Consider the following 16,824-nt stretch of genomic DNA (forward strand, 5'->3'; position numbering starts at 1 on the left):
TGACACTATATTGTATTACTTTGTAATCTTTTCCAACTCATCTTTTAATAGTTCTATACCTTTCTGGCTCAGAACAAGACCGTTATAAAATTCACGGTTATCTTCGCTAACTTCTCCAGTTATAACACATTCTTTGTTAGCCTTGTATTTCTTCAAAATAATTTTGTCATCTTCAACAAATATTTCAAGCGGAGTCTTCTCCTCTACTTGTAATGTTCGACGCAGCTCTTTTGGAATGACAATTCTTCCAAGTTCATCAACTTTTCGTACAACGCCTGTGCTCTTCATTCTATTCAACCCCTAATCACATTATATTCTTCATTCCTAGTAAAGCTAGGATATTATTCAGTTTTCAACTAGTCTAACACAATATCGAATCAGGATGAACTATTAGAAATACTAATAATCAAGCTCTGACAGCGAGCTGCGATGACATTTACCACATCATTTGCATAAATGTAGTTCAGGGGTTAAACTATATATGTTGTTTAGGGTATAAACTATTTTCACCTGGAGGTTTTTATAATGAATGATCGCTTAGATAAAGCTGTAGATCTCTTTAAAGAAGTCATGATCTTCGGTACGGAGAGAATAATAAAATCAATTGACCACGAAATCTATGAGCTGTATTCACCAGAACAAATTCATATGCTTCAAATTTTATTCAAGTTGGAAAAAGCATCACCAGGGAGACTTGCAGAATTACAAGGGGTCCATAAAAGTGCGGTTTCTAACAGGCTGAAAAAGTTGAGCCATAACGGATTAATAGATGTAGTGGAGTCTGAAAAAGACCAGCGGGGCAAAACACTGACCTTGACCGACAAAGGAAAATCTATCATCCGACAGTCTAACGAGCTCATTTCCAGCCACATAGAAGAATTACTGGCTGGTGAACTTAAAGAGTCCGAAATCGATGAATTCATTCGCATATTCAAGAAAGTAAAAGCTATTCTAAAAGTAGAGGACGATCAATAATGAGGACGATATTAAAGTTTAAATGGGTCATTGTTACTCTCATGATCCTGTTAACGGCAGGCTTATTTATTGTGTCACCCAATTTAACTCAACAAGCTGAAGAAGCCGGGAACTTACAACTTCCCGAAGGCACAGATTCTCAAAAGGCAGCAAAAATTTTAGAAAAAGCCGGGGCAGACGCTGAAACGATATCACTTGTATTCAGTCTTGATGAGCCTGCTGATCAACAAGTTAAAGAAACGATTACTTCCGTAGTCGACCAGTTAAATAAATTAGATGGCTCAATTACTAATGTGGCTGCACCTTATGAAAATAAGGAAGCAACGGATCAGCTCGTTTCACAGGATGAGAAAACGGTCCTCGTTCCAATCACAGTTGATGGGACAGATGAAGAAATCAACGAGTTGGCTTCACACATTCAGTCCAATATTCTTCCCGAGGATCTAACCGTTTATATTACTGGAGAAGCGATCATTAATCAGGATGTGAATGAGAGCAGTCAAGAAGGGCTGGAGCGAACTGAAATCATTACAGTCGTTCTGATCTTTGTACTGTTGCTTGCGGTTTTCCGCTCTATCATTACACCATTCATCCCTCTCGTTGCCGTTGGGATTACTTATTTACTTAGCCAATCAATTGTTTCATTTCTTATCGAGTGGTTTAGTTTCCCGGTTTCAAACTACACGCAAATATTCTTAGTTGCCGTCCTATTCGGAATCGGAACAGATTACTGTATCTTACTGTTAAGTCGCTACAAGGAAGAACTTACGAATGGACACACTACAGAAACCGCGATTGTGAATACGTATAAGACCGCTGGCCGTACTTTATTAATAAGCGGTATTGCTGTTTTTATTGGTTTTGTTGCCATCGGTTTTGCTGAATTTACTATTTTCAAATCAGCTGTCGGTGTAGCAGTGGGGATCGCTGTTTTAATGGTTGTGCTATTCACGCTTATTCCATTTTTTATGGCTGTCCTAAAAGATAAGTTGTTTTGGCCCTCTAAGAAATCGGCTTCACACAAGGACAGTAAGTTGTGGACCCAACTCAGCCGCTTCTCTGTCCATAGACCAATTTGGTCCCTGGTGATTGTCGCTATCATTACTGTTCCATTTTTACTAACTTATAACGGCCAATTGTCATTTAATACAGTGGATGAAATTGGTGATGATTATGGTTCGGTAAAAGGGTTAAAAGCAATCGAGGAAGGCTTTGGCAAGGGCGAATCTCTCCCCTTAAAAATCGTCATTAAGTCTGAAAATGATATAGTTACAAGACAGATTATTCCTTACGTGGAGGAATTGGGTTCGGAGATAGCTAAAAATGAAAATGTCGATTCCATTCGAACGATCACAAGACCTACGGGAGAAGTTCTTGAAGAATTATATATTGATCATCAACTGCAAAAAGTGTCCGACGGTCTAACTTCCGCTCGTGAAGGAATCAATAAAACCAAAGCTGGTCTAACCGAGATTGAAGCAGGCTTGAATAACATATCAAGTCAGCTTCCATCTGGCACAACAACTAATACAAGTGGCCTAGGCGAAGCTGCTAACGCACTCAATCAAATAAACCAACAGCTTACCGCAATTAATCAAGGTCTTCAACAATCAGGAAATGTGGCTGCCGCCTCAACACAATTGACCGAAGTCCAACAGCAGCTTGGGCAAATCCAGCAATCACTTGCCAGTGCTTCTTCCAGTTTACAAGGCCAGACAAGTCAAGTGAGCAGATTAAAAGACGGACTGACAGAATTATCAAATGGAGTCAGCGCTTCTATCGATGGCCTTAATGATATCGAGTCAGGCCTTAAAGATGCTGAAGAAATTACGAAGGCAATGGGAGAATCAAACTCGGCGAGCAAAACAGGGGTATTTGTTCCTGAAGGCACCCTTGGTAACAAGGGATTTCAGCCATCTATCGATCGTTATTCTTTTGGTAATCAGAAAGGAATTATACTGGAGGTCGTTTTAAAGAACGATCCTTACTCTAAAGAAGCTATTGATACTACTGAAGCCATCAAAGGAACAGTACAGAACCAAGTCATAGGCACACCATTAGAAGATATGACCATAGCGTACAGCGGGATTCCTGCTACAAATGATGATCTATCAGAGATATCCAAAAATGATTTCACAAGGACGATGATCATTATCTTAAGCGGGTTATTCATTGTACTTACAATATTATTCCGTTCCATGATCATGCCGCTTTACATGATTGGATCTCTTTTGCTCACTTACTACACGTCTGTTTCCATTGCAGAATTGATTTTCGTCAATCTATTAAACTATGACGGAATCAGTTGGGCCGTGCCATTTTTCGGCTTTGTTATGCTCGTTGCACTTGGGGTGGATTACTCCATCTTCCTGCTCGATCGTTTCAATGAAGAAGCAAAAATAGATGTTAAAGAAGCTATGATGACCTCTATGGCTAAAATGGGAACGGTTGTCATTACTGCAGCCATTATTCTGGCGGGTACTTTCGGAGCCATGATGCCGTCAGGGGTACTAAGCTTAATACAAATCGCTACCATCGTAATTACTGGTCTTCTCCTGTATGGCTTGATTATTTTGCCATTACTGATTCCATCTATTACCGTTTCCTTTGGTAATGGAGTATGGTGGCCATTTAAACGCAACAATAAATAGAACAGATTACTATTAACATGGGGCCTCTCTATAACAGATGGGTCCCATTTTTATTCCTAAAAGATTCACGCCCCTGTATAGAACTTCTTATGCTCCCGATGAAAACGTAAGCAATCCTGGCAGTACTCAACCCACGAAGTCCGCCCATCGGTTACGGCTACAATATCATGTTCCTCAACCATCTCTTTACATTTCCAACACATCTTCAGGTGGTGATCCAATAGATCTCTGACACTTCGATTCAAGCTCTCAAAATGATCCATATTGACTAACTTTCCTCCTTATTATTTACCGAGAACTATACACTTTTGCCTAGCTGGTGTCGAATTAATATTCTTGAATACTTCTACGCTTTCTTGCAATAACTTCATAGAAAACTACGGCTGATTCATTACTTTTCCAGCTTTCTATCATAGGAATTTATAATTTATTCACTTTTCGTTCCTATATGAATTTTTAGAAAATAGGCATAATTTCCCTTGGTAATTAAAAGGAAGTACGATATACTACAGGAAAATAATAGAAGGAGATTTACATGGTTGCTCAAGTACATACGGTCGATTTGTTTAGCGAACTTACCATTGCGTTAAGAAACTATAATCAGGAAGAAAGTACTCAATTGTTAGCCGAATTAGAAAGAGAATTTCCTGACTCATCTCTACCTGAAAATAATTCAGATTTGTGTGCAAAATATATACTAATAGCCCGGTACCATATACAATATGGAGATATTCAAGCAGCCTACACAAAACTATTGCTAGCGAGAAACCAAAGTTATAAATTTAATGAAGGTCTTCACTATATGTACGCATATGTTTCAGCTTTATATGAGGTAAATAAGAAAAATTATCCAAAAGCTTTGAAATGGTACACCCAAGCAGAGAAATATCTTTATCACAATAAAGATCCTCTTGAAACAGCTGATTTTTATTACAGAAAAGCAACTTTGCATTATTTTATGGAAGGTGCCATTGAATCTATGCTTTGCTTAGAACAGGCAATAAGGATTTATAAAGATGATTCTTGTTTTCATTCGTCTAAGATCGCTCATTGTGAATTAATCCAAGGGTTAAATTATATCGATTTAAAAAATTATGATCTCGCGGAAGAGTTTTTTCACTTATCGTTGAGTCATAAGGGAAATGATATAGAATTTGAAACCTCTATTTATCATAATTTGGCACATTTGTATTCTAAGAAAAACTTACCTAAAACTTCTCTCAGATATATAGAAAAATCCTTAGAAAGAGAAGATTCACATCCTGATTTATCAATGGCTTATTTCTTATTAACAAAAGAACTCCTTAAGATTAGTAACCGAAAAAAGGGTAAAGAATTGTGTGAAAGAGGCTTGGTACATAGTAAAGAAGCCAATGATTTAATTCACTTCCATTTATATACCATACTTAAAGAACTCTATCTTGCAAAAAACGCTGAGGAAAGGTCTTTAAATTGTGCCATATCATTTTTACAAAAGAATAATAAATGGATCACAATAGAAGATTTCTCGGACGAAATTGCTTCCTATTATTATGATAGGGATGAATTCGAGTTAGCTAGCAAATATTTCAATATTTCTTTACAAGCAAAGAACTTACGCTATGGGAGGTGTTAAAATGAAGAAAAAGTTGATAGTAACAGCATTTGCAGCCGCTTTAGTAGCTAGTGTATTAAGTGGATTTGCAAACACCCAAACAATCGAGGAAGCTCATAGAGGAGTGATCCCCGGTTCAACTGTAGAACTCAGCTAACCAAAAAAAGGAGCAGCCATCATGGCTGCTCCTTTTTGATTACCATTTTACAAACTATGAATAAAATCTCTAAAAGCTTTCTTCCCTTGTTTAGTCCGTTTGAACACACCTGCATGTTCCAGCACTTCGGAAAATCTTAATCCGACCTCATGCTTAAGGATCTCTTTCCCATTATCTTCAGTGATAACGGGATGCTTTTTCCTTATTTCTTTTGCCCACTCCACGTGTTTAGCTGTTTTTTCATTCCTAAAGCTGAATCCAGTGAATGAGCCACCATATATTCTAAGAGTTTCTCCATTTCCTCCACGAGTCGACCAGGCAATACCGCAAGCCCCATAACTTCAATCAATCCAACGTTCTCTTTTTTTATATGATGGACGTACTCGTGTGGATGAAAAATACCCGTTGGATGTTCTTCATTTGTGCGGTTATTCCTTAGAACGAGATCCATTTGAAATTCGCCGTTAACTTTTCTAGCTATTGGTGTGATCGTTTGATGAGACTCTCCATTAGTTCTAGAAAAGATGTCTGCATCAGCATCATTATAAACTTGCCACTTTCCTAGAATGTAATCAGTTGCTGCTGCTAAGTTAGCCTTATCTTTCCCTTGGATTCGAATAACAGACATGGGCCACCTGATGATGCCCATTTGAATATCAGGAAATCGATCAATTTTGAATTCCTCATCATATTCAGCTCTTGCCATTGGAAATTCATGATGACCCCCTTGAAAATGATCGTGACTCAAAATGGAGCCGCCCACAATTGGAAGGTCCGCATTTGATCCAATAAAATAGTGGGGAAATTGATCGACAAAGTCGAGCAATCTGCTAAATCCACCCGACGATACTTGCATCGGCCGATGGGCACTTGAGAAGACAATAGAATGCTCCTTGTAATACACATATGGTGAATATTGAAAATACCATTGCTCCCCTGCCAGATCGACCGGTATAATCCTATGATCTTGCCGTGCGGGATGGTCCAGACGACCTGCATACCCTTCATTCTCCTTATATAACAAGCATTTAGGGTACGCTACATTCGCCAACGGAGATCTCTAACTAAAGAAGCCAAAGAAACGCCGATTACACTATCCATGCTCGGCGATTATGGTACTGCCTTAGGTGCGGTTTCTTTAGTATTAGTCGAGCTATTCTCCAAATAAAAAGGCTTTTCCAATAACCCCCACCTCAGGTCATCCAATAATTGGATGACCTGAGGTGGGGGTTATTTCCAAATTACTTATAGTTTATGTGCTTACATACAATTCTTCCAGCTATTTGTTTCAACTTGTACAGTAATTAGAGACTAAAGTTTAATCTTAGATTTTGAAAAAAACTGATCCCCTGAAGCTACAGGGGATCAGCTCTTTTTCCTTATCTATTAACTATTTACTAGCCTTTATTAAGGCATTTTTTTACGATATTTGCTTACTTATAAATAAGCACTTTTCCGACAGTACCATCTTTACTTTGACCTGCAACGCGGAAATTTAAGCCATACTCAGGAACATTACGCCCCGCATCGACTAGTCCCTCATTCAAGTAGTTCTCACTGTCATCAAATAATGGCGTGCGCTTCGTGTGATAATCTTTCATAGTTCTTCCAAGTAGTTCACTATAATCAATGAACATTTTATCTTTCTTTTCTAAAGTGAAAGCTGCATCATGCACCTGGTAACGAGTAGAAGCTACTGTCCCGTCACTCCAGTAGATTGCTTTCTGGTCTGCATCGACTACACCAAGGAAGCCTTCGCCTGGATGGAAACCTGTCCAGTTTTCCGTGTACTTGTTATCTATATACCACACAACCAAACCTGGATCATATTCCATTAGGCTGCCTCCACGACGCAGGTTAGCAAGCCCGCGATCGACACCGTTATGACTGCGCCACTCTAGCAAATAATAATGCTCGGACATTTTGATTCCATTTGACTTCGTAAATCCATTTAGCTCAAAATTACTTTCGCTTTCTGCATCGTCAAAAACAATTTCTTCTCCATCAGCTTTGATGCTAATATCATCGGCATAGAATCCTGGTAAAATAGCCGCTGCATCTGTTTTATACTTAAAGCCGACTTCAACTTTTTGCCCTGCGTAAGCAGAGAGATCAAAACTTACTTCCTTCCATCCATCTGAACTACCTGTTATCCCATTACCCAGATTGTTTCCGTGCGGATTCTCATCTGTTGTGATCGCACCTTCGATTGGTTCACCATTGACTGTCACATAAGCATAATCCCAATTCGTTTCAATATCATACCATGCTTGAAAGGTCAGCTCTGCACTAGAAGCATTTGTGAGGTCAACCGTCTTTGTCATTGTGTTCGTTAAACTATTGTCACTTCCGCTGAAGTATTCGTATTGCCCGCTGACAGGTTCATTAATGACTGTCTTCTTATCCGGCAAAGTGACTTTCACGGCATCATTATTGGTCCCTTTTGTCACTGCTTCGTCGATTAAAACTTCAACAGGCTGTTGTGAAACATCATCTACACTGATTTCTGTACCAGTCAGCCAGTTTCCGCCTGCCGTTCCTTGAAGCATCTCTTTCGCATAAGGACTGAAACCTGTTGGCATCGTTCCGGGAATATCGCCTGCCCAGCTGCCACTTGCCATAATAGACCAGTAGGCTACTGGTTCACCAGCTCCAGAATACTGCGTATCGTATTCATCCGGAAGACCTAGATCATGTCCGAATTCGTGAGCCATAACACCCACAGCTCCATCTTCTGGTTCAATCGTGTAATCGAATGCAGCCATTTGGCCACCCCAATAATCTACAGTTGCTTCTGTTCCCTTAATAGCAGTAGGTTGTGCAAGATTCCAACGGTGGGACCAAATCGCATCGGAACCTAATGAGCCTCCGCCAGCTTCCTCGCCGACACCAGAGTGAATAACCATAAGATGGTCAACCAACCCATCTGATTCCATATAGTTTCCGTCACCATCTAAATCATAACGATCCCATTCATCGAAGTTACTTAAATTTACGTCAGAGTCGTTTGCAGCAGCGTTAAGCGCTTCTTTTACCAGACCGCGGGCGTTGATGTCACTTCCGTCTGGCGCCGGATCATTTGCACCATAATAAGCAGCTGGGTGGTCAGCTTCATACCAACCGGCTACAGTTCCTTCAACAGAATAACTACCGCCAGACTGCTTTTCATAGTATTGTTTCATAGATACATAGGTTTTGCCGTCTGGACCGACCCAGCCACCATCACCAAACAGCATATCTTCATAATGCTCTTTCGAATAGGCATTTTCACCTTCATAATACATATCTGTTTCACTAGCTGACATCGAATTATGGGGTTTGTTTGGGTATTCAATCAGTAAAACAAGTACATTATCAGTACGTGTTTCACCGTTCCATGCTTCTTCGTCAACGGTGGTTACTCTATTTTTCTTGGCTTGCCCCAACTTGTTCCCTTTACCGTTTGTCATGCTATTGTTTTTAGCGTTGTCAGTTAACTTAGCACGGTTTTCTGCCTTCTCTTTATCCATCTTGCCTTTATCTTCTTTTTTGGCCTTATTAGCGGCAGCTTCTGATTTTGCATCTAAGTATTTATTCAGGGCTCGTTTTGCCTCTTCTGGTGTGGCATTTTTCGAGATCTTCCCGCTTTCCTTTAACATCTCTATTAACCGTTCATCGTTAGCGATCGCTAAATCAAAAGGTGCACCTCCCTTTTCATGAGCATGTGCCTTATGTACATCGGACTGAACTGTGCCTGAATCAGCTAATACACTGGAACTAAATGGGGCTAATGCCAGGGTAAGAGCCAAGGCTGAGGTAACAATCTTACTATTCTTTTTCAAAATTATTTCTCCTTTCCAAAATATATGATAATAAATCACTATCTACAAATATAGCAATTTATTCAGAATAATCAATCGTTTTAATAGTAGAAATTTACAAATAATTAAAATTACCCACATCATAATTTAAAGCTTTAAAGGGGAAAATGGGTAAAAGTCACCACCTCAGGTCATCCATAAAATGGATGACCTGAGGTGGTAGTTTTTGGTTACTAAATTTGGTAAGAAAAAACCTGTCAGTTGAATGATGGGTTCAGACTGACAGGTTCTCATTTAACTTGTTTGGTTTGATAGTTTCAAATGTAATCTATAGTACGCGGAGAATGCTAAAAAGGAAACGAGCGAACCCGTAAAGATTGGAATAATGACTTGAAACATGTAAAGACTGATATAAAGACTGATGCCCGCACTAACTGCCACAGCAATAAACAACAGCGGGCTTCCTATCGTAATAAAGAAAGAATGCTTTAATAATGCCTTTAGTTTCATATCATAATGGACCATGACAGAGAAAAAGTTTAAAGTCCATACTAATAACAAAATGCCAAGAACCAAAAACAGATTCATCAGCAGTCCATTCCGGCTTGAAAAGTAATAAATATCAGCAGCCAGAACCCCCCACAAAATAATGAACACCAATCCGCTCTGCAAACTGGTCATATAATTATTTTTATAGTGGCTCAAGAAGGATTGAGTTGTCCCCACATCTTCCTCTTTTCTAACCCATTCGCGTGCTTTTGCAAACAAGGCGGTCGTCGCCGGGAAAAATAAGATCGGAAGCAGAACGACAAGCGGGACAGCAAGATAAAATGTCCCTGAAGTGTTTTCTAAGTATAATAAGCTGAGAAGGAGGAGCCCAATTGGCAGATTAAACAGAGCCCATAATAAATTTGATAAGGAGAATCGCATAATCCACTCACTAATAGCGAAAAAACCTCCCGCTAATCCTGAACTATTCTTCACTTTCGACTCCCCCTTCCTGTTTCTTAAGGCATATTTAAACTAGGCCCACCACATATCAGCTGGAGGCTCTTCAATATTTACTGCTTTTAAGTTTTTCACGGCTTGATTAAAACCTTCACTGATTGACATGATAGGGTCTTCATGCTCAATGCTGATCACATGATCATATCCATAAGTACGAAGTGCACTAACAATGTTAGACCATTCCTGGATGCCGTGTCCATAGCCAACTGAACGGAAACTCCAGGCACGTGTTTTCACTTCAGAATATGGCTGCATGTCGGTTAAGCCATACATATTTACATTGTCCTGATCAATATACGTATCCTTCGCATGGAAGTGATGGATAGCTCCAGCATTTCCTAAGATTTTAATGGCTGCTACAGGATCGATACCCTGCCACCACAAATGACTTGGATCGAGGTTTGCTCCTATGGCGTCACTAGTAGCTTCGCGCAGTTTTAACATCGTGTATGGAGTATGGACAAGAAATCCTGCATGCAGTTCTAACCCTACCTTAATACCGTGTTCTTCGGCGAGCTTCCCCTGTTCCTTCCAATACGGAACCAGCTTCTCATTCCATTGCCATTCCAATACATCTGAATACTCTGCCGGCCATGGAGTGACAGGCCAGTTCGGTGACGTGTCTGCTTCCGATCCACCCGGAGTGCCTGAAAACGTATTAACGACCGGTACATCGAGCTGACTCGCTAATTTAACTGTTTTTACAAAAGCCTCGTGGGATTCCTGTGCAAATTTTTCATCTGGAGAAATCGGATTGCCGTGACAGCTAAATGCACTGATCGTCAAGCCGCGAGAGTGAACCTTATCCAGGAATTCGGCTTGTTTCTCTTCGCTCTCAAGCAGTTCATCCACGTTACAATGAGCTGTACCTGGATAACCGCCTGTTCCGATTTCAACTGCTTTTAGGCCAGCATCCTTCACATGATCAAGCATATCCTCAAAAGACTTATCAGCAAAAAGGACTGTAAATACGCCCAATTTCATACTAATCTCCTCCCACCTAATTTTAGACTAGTTTAATACTTGTACCTGTTTCACTACTTTTATAGATGGCTTCTATTAACTGTGTTACCCGCAAAGCCTGTTCTGGCTTGACGATCTGTTCGGAATCCCCTAGACAGCTTTCGACAAAATTATCTGCTTGTAAAAATCCTGGACTCAAACTTTCTTCAGGTAATTTGGCCCAGGTATTCCATACTGTTCCATATTTCGTCTGATAGAGTTCAAATGGATAGACATCCATTCCTCCCTCTGCTCCTGAAATACTCAAGGACGTTTGATCCTCCTTGATGTTTGCAGCCCACGAACATTCAAACTGCATGGACATCCCATCTTCAAATATGATGTAACTCGTAACATGATCATCCACATTAAATGTTTTATGGTCGAAAGCACCCCAGTCATTAACCTGACCAGGCGCTTTGCTTAACCTATTATAGGTTTTCCCAATAACCTCCACAGGCTTCGGATCGTCAAGCAGCCATAAAGCCAGGTCGAGCAAGTGGCAGCCAAAGTCGATCAAGCTGCCGCCTCCTTGCAAGTCTTTATTGGTAAATACACCCCAGCCTGGCACTTTACGCCGACGCATCGCCTGCACGCGGGTAACAAGCGGATCTCCTATTTCCCCATTAAATATGGCTTCCTTCGCTAATTTAGCTTCAGGCATATAGCGATAATGATAGGCAATTGAAAGCAGTCGATCATTTTTCCGCGCCGCCTCAATCATAGCTTCACACTCTTCCGTGGTGATCGCCATTGGCTTTTCACACAGAACGTGAACGCCGGCATTTAATGCGGCCACGGCAATTTCTGAATGAAATTTATTTGGAGTACAAATTGTCACCGCATCCACTACTTCAAATAGTTGTTGATAATTTTCAAAAACATGTGGAATATCGAACATTTCCGCCACTGATTTAGCGCGCTCGTTGTTTACATCTTGAACCGCTGTCAGCTCTACTCTTTCTTCCATACCGGCAAATGCAGGTATATGCCGTTGTTGGGCGATTCCGCCAACACCGATGATTCCCATCTTCAATTTATTCATTCAAAATCACTTCTCTAACTTTGAAATTTTACGTGTCTCCCCCGATTGCAGTGCACCTAAAATAATTTCAAGCGAACGTTTTCCTTCATAACCATCAATCAGAGGTATTTTGTTATCAATAATACTTTCCACAAAGTGATCAATCACATTAGTATTCGTCTGCCCGCCTTCATCATTAGATTGAATTTGGCCAAGCTCATACTTTACAACTTCTCCGGTTGCATATTGAGCAATAAGCGAATACTGGGGATCATCCTCTAAACGCAAGGTAGCTTTTTCACCATATATAATTGTAGAGTTGTCTTCTTCAGGCTTATAAGCCCAGCTCGCTGTAAGGGTACCGACAACTCCAGATTCAGAACGCAGAATACAAACGGCATTATCGTCAACGGAAATTCCTTCTTTCGCGTTATTTTCGATAAAACCTGCTACATCAACGAATTCTTCACCTAATAAGTAGCGCAGCAAATCCGCTTTATGTACACCAAGGTCGCCCATAGCTCCAATAAACGCTTGGTCTTTTTTAAAGAACCAGCTGTCAGCTCCGTCAGCACTCCAGCCTTCAGGTCCTCCGTGTCCAAATGTAGTACGGAAGCTGTACACTTTTCCAATCTCCCCTGATTCAATCAACTGGCGAGCCTTTTGATGAGAAGCTACAAAGCGTTGGTTGTGGCCAATCATCAATTTTTTGCCGTTACGCTCAGCTGCTTCAATCATTTCTTCAGCTTCTTCAGAAGACGTCGCCATCGGCTTTTCACAGAGGACATGAGCTCCTGCGTTCAATGCAGCAATGGAAACGGGAGCATGTAAATAGTTTGGCAGACACACACTTACGGCATCTACGTTCTCTTTAGCCAAAAGTTCTTCATAATCAGTATAGGAACGCGCACCAAAAGCTTCTGCTGTAACCATGGCACGCTCTTCGACAATGTCACAAACGGCTGTAATGTCTACTTGTTCATTCGCTTCATATTCCATCAAATGGCGATTTTGTGCAATACTTCCACACCCAATAACTGCTACTTTCAAATTAGCCAACTCAATCTCCTCCTACTTTTCAGAAATGTTTTCTAATGGCTGAGAGTTCCCGTAGACATTCTTCGGTGTTCCCCCATTGTCCGCCCACTTCACACCGTTGCGAATCACTTGCTGGACCTCTTTATTATAGTATGTTGGGTACGTTTCATGTCCAGGACGGAAGTAGAAAATTTTACCCCGGCCGCGTTTAAATGTTGCACCGCTTCGGAATACTTCGCCGCCTTCAAACCAGCTGACAAATATAAGTTCTTCAGGTGTCGGAATATCGAAGTGTTCTCCGTACATTTCCTCTTTCTCAATTTCTATATACTCCCCAAGGCCCTCTGTGATCGGATGTGTTGGATCTACTACCCACATACGCTCCCGGTCATCAGCTTCACGCCATTTCAGATCACACGAAGTACCCATCAGCTTTTTGAATACTTTTGAAAAATGAGCAGAGTGCAGTACAACTAGTCCCATTCCGTCTAAGACACGTTGTTTCACTTTCTCAGCAATTTCATCTTTCACTTCATCATGCGCTTTATGCCCCCACCATACGAGCACATCTGTATTTTCAAGTACTTCCTCTGTCAAGCCATGTTCTTCTTCATCAAGGATAGCCGTTTTTAGTACATGTCCGTCCTCTTCAAGGAATGTGGCAATTGTAGAGTGAATTCCTTCCGGATAAATGTCTGTGACCACTTGATTTTCCTTTTCGTGGCGATATTCGTTCCATACTGTAATGTTCATTGTATTGACTCCTTTTTCATCATGTAGTGCTAGGTTTTCTATTTTTGTTAACAGAATAATGGTTATTCCATGTTATGTGTCATTTTTCTGCTGCACGAGTGCCTTTCCACAATTGTGGTAGGTACAATAACACTGCGTTTTAACATGCCAGGCTCATCTAGTAATTGAATCAAACTATTACTGGATTCATAACCAAGCTGATAAGAGTTCGTGTCCACTGTCGTCAGCGGGGGATTCGACAATTTAGCAAGCATTGTATTGTTAAAACTTATGATGCTGACGTCTTCCGGCATCTTAATGTTTCGATCTTGTAAAACTGCCATTACCTTTAACGCATTAATATCGTCTGTGACCACTAAGGCTGTAGGCGGTTCCGGCAGGTCCATTAATTCATGGATCACCTGCATCTCCTTGCTATTCCCAGTATCAATATTTGTTATATAACCATCCGGCAGGTTCAACTTATGTTCGTTCATGGCATATTTGAAACCTTCCAGTCGTGCTTTGTCTACTTCAAAATGGGAACCTCCACCGAGAAGAGCAACATTGTCATGGCCACGGTTAATTAAATAATTGGTTGCATCTCGACAGGCCTGAACATTATCGTTATCGACATACATCACATTGGATGAGTCAATGACTGCTTTTCCAACCATTACAAACGGGAAGTCGTGTTCCATTAAATAAGGAACCACTTTGTCATCCTTTTTGGAGTAAAGAACAATTACACCGTCCACTCGCTTTCCTTGAACCATTTTTACAACATCGTTAAAAATCTCTTCTTCTGATTCACCTGTTGTCAGGTTGATACTATAATCGTGTTCATGACAAGCTTGGCTAATCCCCCGCAGTAACTCTGAGAAAAAGGGATTTTCAAACGAGTGACTCGCGGAGTTCTTCATCACGATCCCGATAGTTTGGGTGGATTGTCTAACGAGAACACGGGCATTCAAATTCAGATGATATCCCATTTCATCCATCACTTTACGGACTTTCCGTTTCGTTTTTTCACTAATTCTCGGGCTGTTTGAGATAACACGTGAGACCGTGGAGGGAGCTACATTTGCTTGTTTTGCAACATCTTTTATGGTGACCGACACGTTCATCTACTCTCCTAATAAGTATTCTAAAGTTCTTATTTGACAGCCCCTTCAGAAACTCCTTTAATAATTTGCTTCTGGGCGAAGAAATATCCGATAATCACAGGGATAATCGCGATCGTCAGTCCCGCCAGCGCTAGGTGCCACTGTTTCGTATATTGCCCGAAGAAGAAGAACATTTTCAAAGGAATCGTGGCATTCGCTTCATTGAGCACCAGGGACGGCAACAGGTAGTCATTCCAGATCCAGATCGTATTTAAAATTCCGACTGTCACCGAAATCGGTTTTAACAACGGGAAGATGATATACCAGAACAGTTGAAACCGGTTGGCTCCATCAATAATCGCCGCTTCATCCATCGTTTTCGATACGCCGGTCATCGCTCCATGATAAAGAAAGATAGATAGACTACAGCCAAATCCGAGGTACATGAAAATTAAGCCCGCAGCGTTCAACATGTTCACCTGTCCAAAAATGGATACGAGCGGGATCATCACCGATTGGAATGGGATCAACATGGCGGCCACGAAGATCAGGAACAGCACACCGCTTAGCTTACTTTTGTTCCGAGCTAACGCATAGCCGGCCATCGAAGAAAACAAGATGATGACGACAATACTTAATCCCGTGATCAACACCGAGTTAAATAATGATTTCAGGAATTCCAAATCAATGAAGGCCTGGACAAAGTTATCAAAATTTAATGATTCTGGAAGTCCCAGCACTCCGCTGAAAATTTCTCTTTTCGTTTTAAACGCATTCACGATCATTAGGTAAAACGGGGCGATCCAGATCAGCCCGAGAATGACGCCAAGGACCTCGATTGAGAGTAAATTTCGCTTTTCGGTATTTTTCTTCATTACATCTCAACCTCCCGTTTCTTGTTGTAATACACCTGTGTCAGCGCAATGACGGCTACAATTAAGAAGAAGATAACCGCTTTCGCTTGGGCAAACGCCATTTGCTGATCCGAGAAGGCCGTCCGGACAATTTCCATCGCCACCATTTGTGTCGAATTAAACGGTCCCCCGTTCGTCAACGATAAGTTCTGGTCATAAATTTTAAACGCCATCGACAGGGTCAAGAACATACTGACCGTAAAGGCTGGAGCCACCAATGGAAACGTAATGCTTTTAAAACGTTGGAAGCTGTTGGCGCCATCAATTTTGGCCGCTTCGATCAAGTCTTTCGGAATGTTTTCTAAATAGGCAATATAAATGATCATAATGTATCCGGCCATCTGCCAGGCCGTGAGGATCACGAGTCCCCAGAACCCGGTGCGGGTCGTCGAGAGCCAGCCCTGCAAGGATTCCATACCGATCAACATCCCGATATCATTAAAGACACTGACAAAAATAAACTGCCAGATGAACCCGAGAATCAGCCCGCCGATTAAGTTCGGCATGAAAAAGACTGTTCGCAGCAAGTTGTTCGTTTTAATATTACGGGTTACAAGCAGAGCCAGTCCAAGCCCCATAATATTCAAAATAATCACTGTAATGATGGCAAATTTTACTGTAAACCAAATCGATGCCATGAATTCATCTTCTTGAAATAGATTGATATAGTGTTGTAGTCCGACAAATTTCGTAGCGGTAATCCCGTTCCAGTCTGTGAAGGAAAAAATGAATCCGTAGATGAATGGAACGACAACGACTAACCCCAACCCTAAGATCACCGGGGTAAGAAAGAGCCAGAACCATATATTGCGATTGTGCATGT

At 41.0% G+C, this 16,824-nt stretch carries 16 protein-coding genes; 4 read left to right on the top strand and 12 right to left on the bottom strand.

What is annotated here, in order from left to right:
- Window positions 1-15: 15 nt before the first annotated feature.
- Window positions 16-288, bottom strand: coding sequence for an AbrB/MazE/SpoVT family DNA-binding domain-containing protein (locus tag P9989_RS16005; protein WP_283075866.1), 273 nt, complete (start codon window positions 286-288; stop codon window positions 16-18).
- 237 nt (window positions 289-525) lie between these two features.
- Between P9989_RS16005 and P9989_RS16010 the strand changes: the two genes are divergently transcribed.
- Window positions 526-975: a MarR family winged helix-turn-helix transcriptional regulator gene (locus P9989_RS16010; protein WP_283075867.1), complete on the top strand. Its 450-nt coding sequence runs from the start codon at window positions 526-528 to the stop codon at window positions 973-975.
- Entirely contained in the window at window positions 975-3,626 is a 2,652-nt protein-coding gene (locus P9989_RS16015; RefSeq protein ID WP_283075868.1) for an MMPL family transporter, read from the top strand. Before P9989_RS16010 ends, P9989_RS16015 begins: the two co-directional genes overlap by 1 nt.
- Window positions 3,627-3,691: 65 nt before the next feature.
- Here P9989_RS16015 and P9989_RS16020 read toward each other — a convergent pair whose 3' ends face one another.
- Window positions 3,692-3,889: a hypothetical protein gene (locus tag P9989_RS16020; RefSeq protein WP_283075869.1), complete on the bottom strand. Its 198-nt coding sequence runs from the start codon at window positions 3,887-3,889 to the stop codon at window positions 3,692-3,694.
- A 272-nt stretch (window positions 3,890-4,161) separates the two neighbouring features.
- Here P9989_RS16020 and P9989_RS16025 point away from each other — a divergent pair, with 272 nt between their 5' ends.
- A complete protein-coding gene (locus P9989_RS16025) occupies window positions 4,162-5,241 on the top strand; it encodes a tetratricopeptide repeat protein (RefSeq protein ID WP_283075870.1) in 1,080 nt (359 codons plus the stop codon).
- A gap of 1 nt (window position 5,242) precedes the next feature.
- Window positions 5,243-5,377, top strand: coding sequence for a hypothetical protein (locus P9989_RS16030; protein WP_283075871.1), 135 nt, complete (start codon window positions 5,243-5,245; stop codon window positions 5,375-5,377).
- Between the two features lie 202 nt (window positions 5,378-5,579).
- Here the strand turns inward: P9989_RS16030 and P9989_RS16035 are convergent, their stop codons facing one another.
- The 10 genes from P9989_RS16035 to P9989_RS16080 form a co-directional block, all read right to left on the bottom strand.
- Entirely contained in the window at window positions 5,580-6,428 is an 849-nt protein-coding gene (locus tag P9989_RS16035; RefSeq protein WP_283075872.1) for a hypothetical protein, read from the bottom strand.
- Window positions 6,429-6,810: 382 nt separating this feature from the next.
- Window positions 6,811-9,198: an immune inhibitor A domain-containing protein gene (locus P9989_RS16040; protein WP_283075873.1), complete on the bottom strand. Its 2,388-nt coding sequence runs from the start codon at window positions 9,196-9,198 to the stop codon at window positions 6,811-6,813.
- A 273-nt stretch (window positions 9,199-9,471) separates the two neighbouring features.
- On the bottom strand, window positions 9,472-10,161 hold the full coding sequence (locus P9989_RS16045; protein ID WP_283075874.1) for a YesL family protein: 690 nt from the start codon (window positions 10,159-10,161) through the stop codon (window positions 9,472-9,474).
- Between the two features lie 39 nt (window positions 10,162-10,200).
- Window positions 10,201-11,169: a sugar phosphate isomerase/epimerase family protein gene (locus tag P9989_RS16050; protein ID WP_283075875.1), complete on the bottom strand. Its 969-nt coding sequence runs from the start codon at window positions 11,167-11,169 to the stop codon at window positions 10,201-10,203.
- Window positions 11,170-11,191: 22 nt separating this feature from the next.
- A complete protein-coding gene (locus P9989_RS16055) occupies window positions 11,192-12,232 on the bottom strand; it encodes a Gfo/Idh/MocA family protein (protein WP_283075876.1) in 1,041 nt (346 codons plus the stop codon).
- 6 nt (window positions 12,233-12,238) lie between these two features.
- Window positions 12,239-13,270 (bottom strand): Gfo/Idh/MocA family protein, encoded by a 1,032-nt coding sequence (locus tag P9989_RS16060; protein WP_283075877.1) that lies wholly within the window; start codon window positions 13,268-13,270, stop codon window positions 12,239-12,241.
- Between the two features lie 12 nt (window positions 13,271-13,282).
- Complete coding sequence (locus P9989_RS16065; protein WP_283075878.1) at window positions 13,283-14,002, bottom strand: ThuA domain-containing protein; 720 nt, start codon at window positions 14,000-14,002, stop codon at window positions 13,283-13,285.
- Window positions 14,003-14,064: 62 nt separating this feature from the next.
- Window positions 14,065-15,102 carry a LacI family DNA-binding transcriptional regulator gene (locus tag P9989_RS16070; RefSeq protein ID WP_283075879.1) on the bottom strand — a complete coding sequence of 346 codons (1,038 nt, stop codon included), beginning with the start codon at window positions 15,100-15,102 and terminating at the stop codon, window positions 14,065-14,067.
- A gap of 35 nt (window positions 15,103-15,137) precedes the next feature.
- The gene (locus tag P9989_RS16075) at window positions 15,138-15,962 is read right to left on the bottom strand and encodes a carbohydrate ABC transporter permease (protein WP_283075880.1); all 825 of its coding nucleotides are present in this window, start codon (window positions 15,960-15,962) and stop codon (window positions 15,138-15,140) included.
- The gene (locus P9989_RS16080) at window positions 15,962-16,822 is read right to left on the bottom strand and encodes a carbohydrate ABC transporter permease (RefSeq protein WP_283075881.1); all 861 of its coding nucleotides are present in this window, start codon (window positions 16,820-16,822) and stop codon (window positions 15,962-15,964) included. The genes P9989_RS16075 and P9989_RS16080 overlap by 1 nt, the downstream gene beginning before the upstream one ends.
- Window positions 16,823-16,824 lie beyond the last annotated feature (2 nt).

The organism is Halobacillus naozhouensis (genome assembly GCF_029714185.1).
Classification (GTDB): Bacteria; Bacillota; Bacilli; order Bacillales; family Halobacillaceae; genus Halobacillus_A; species Halobacillus_A naozhouensis.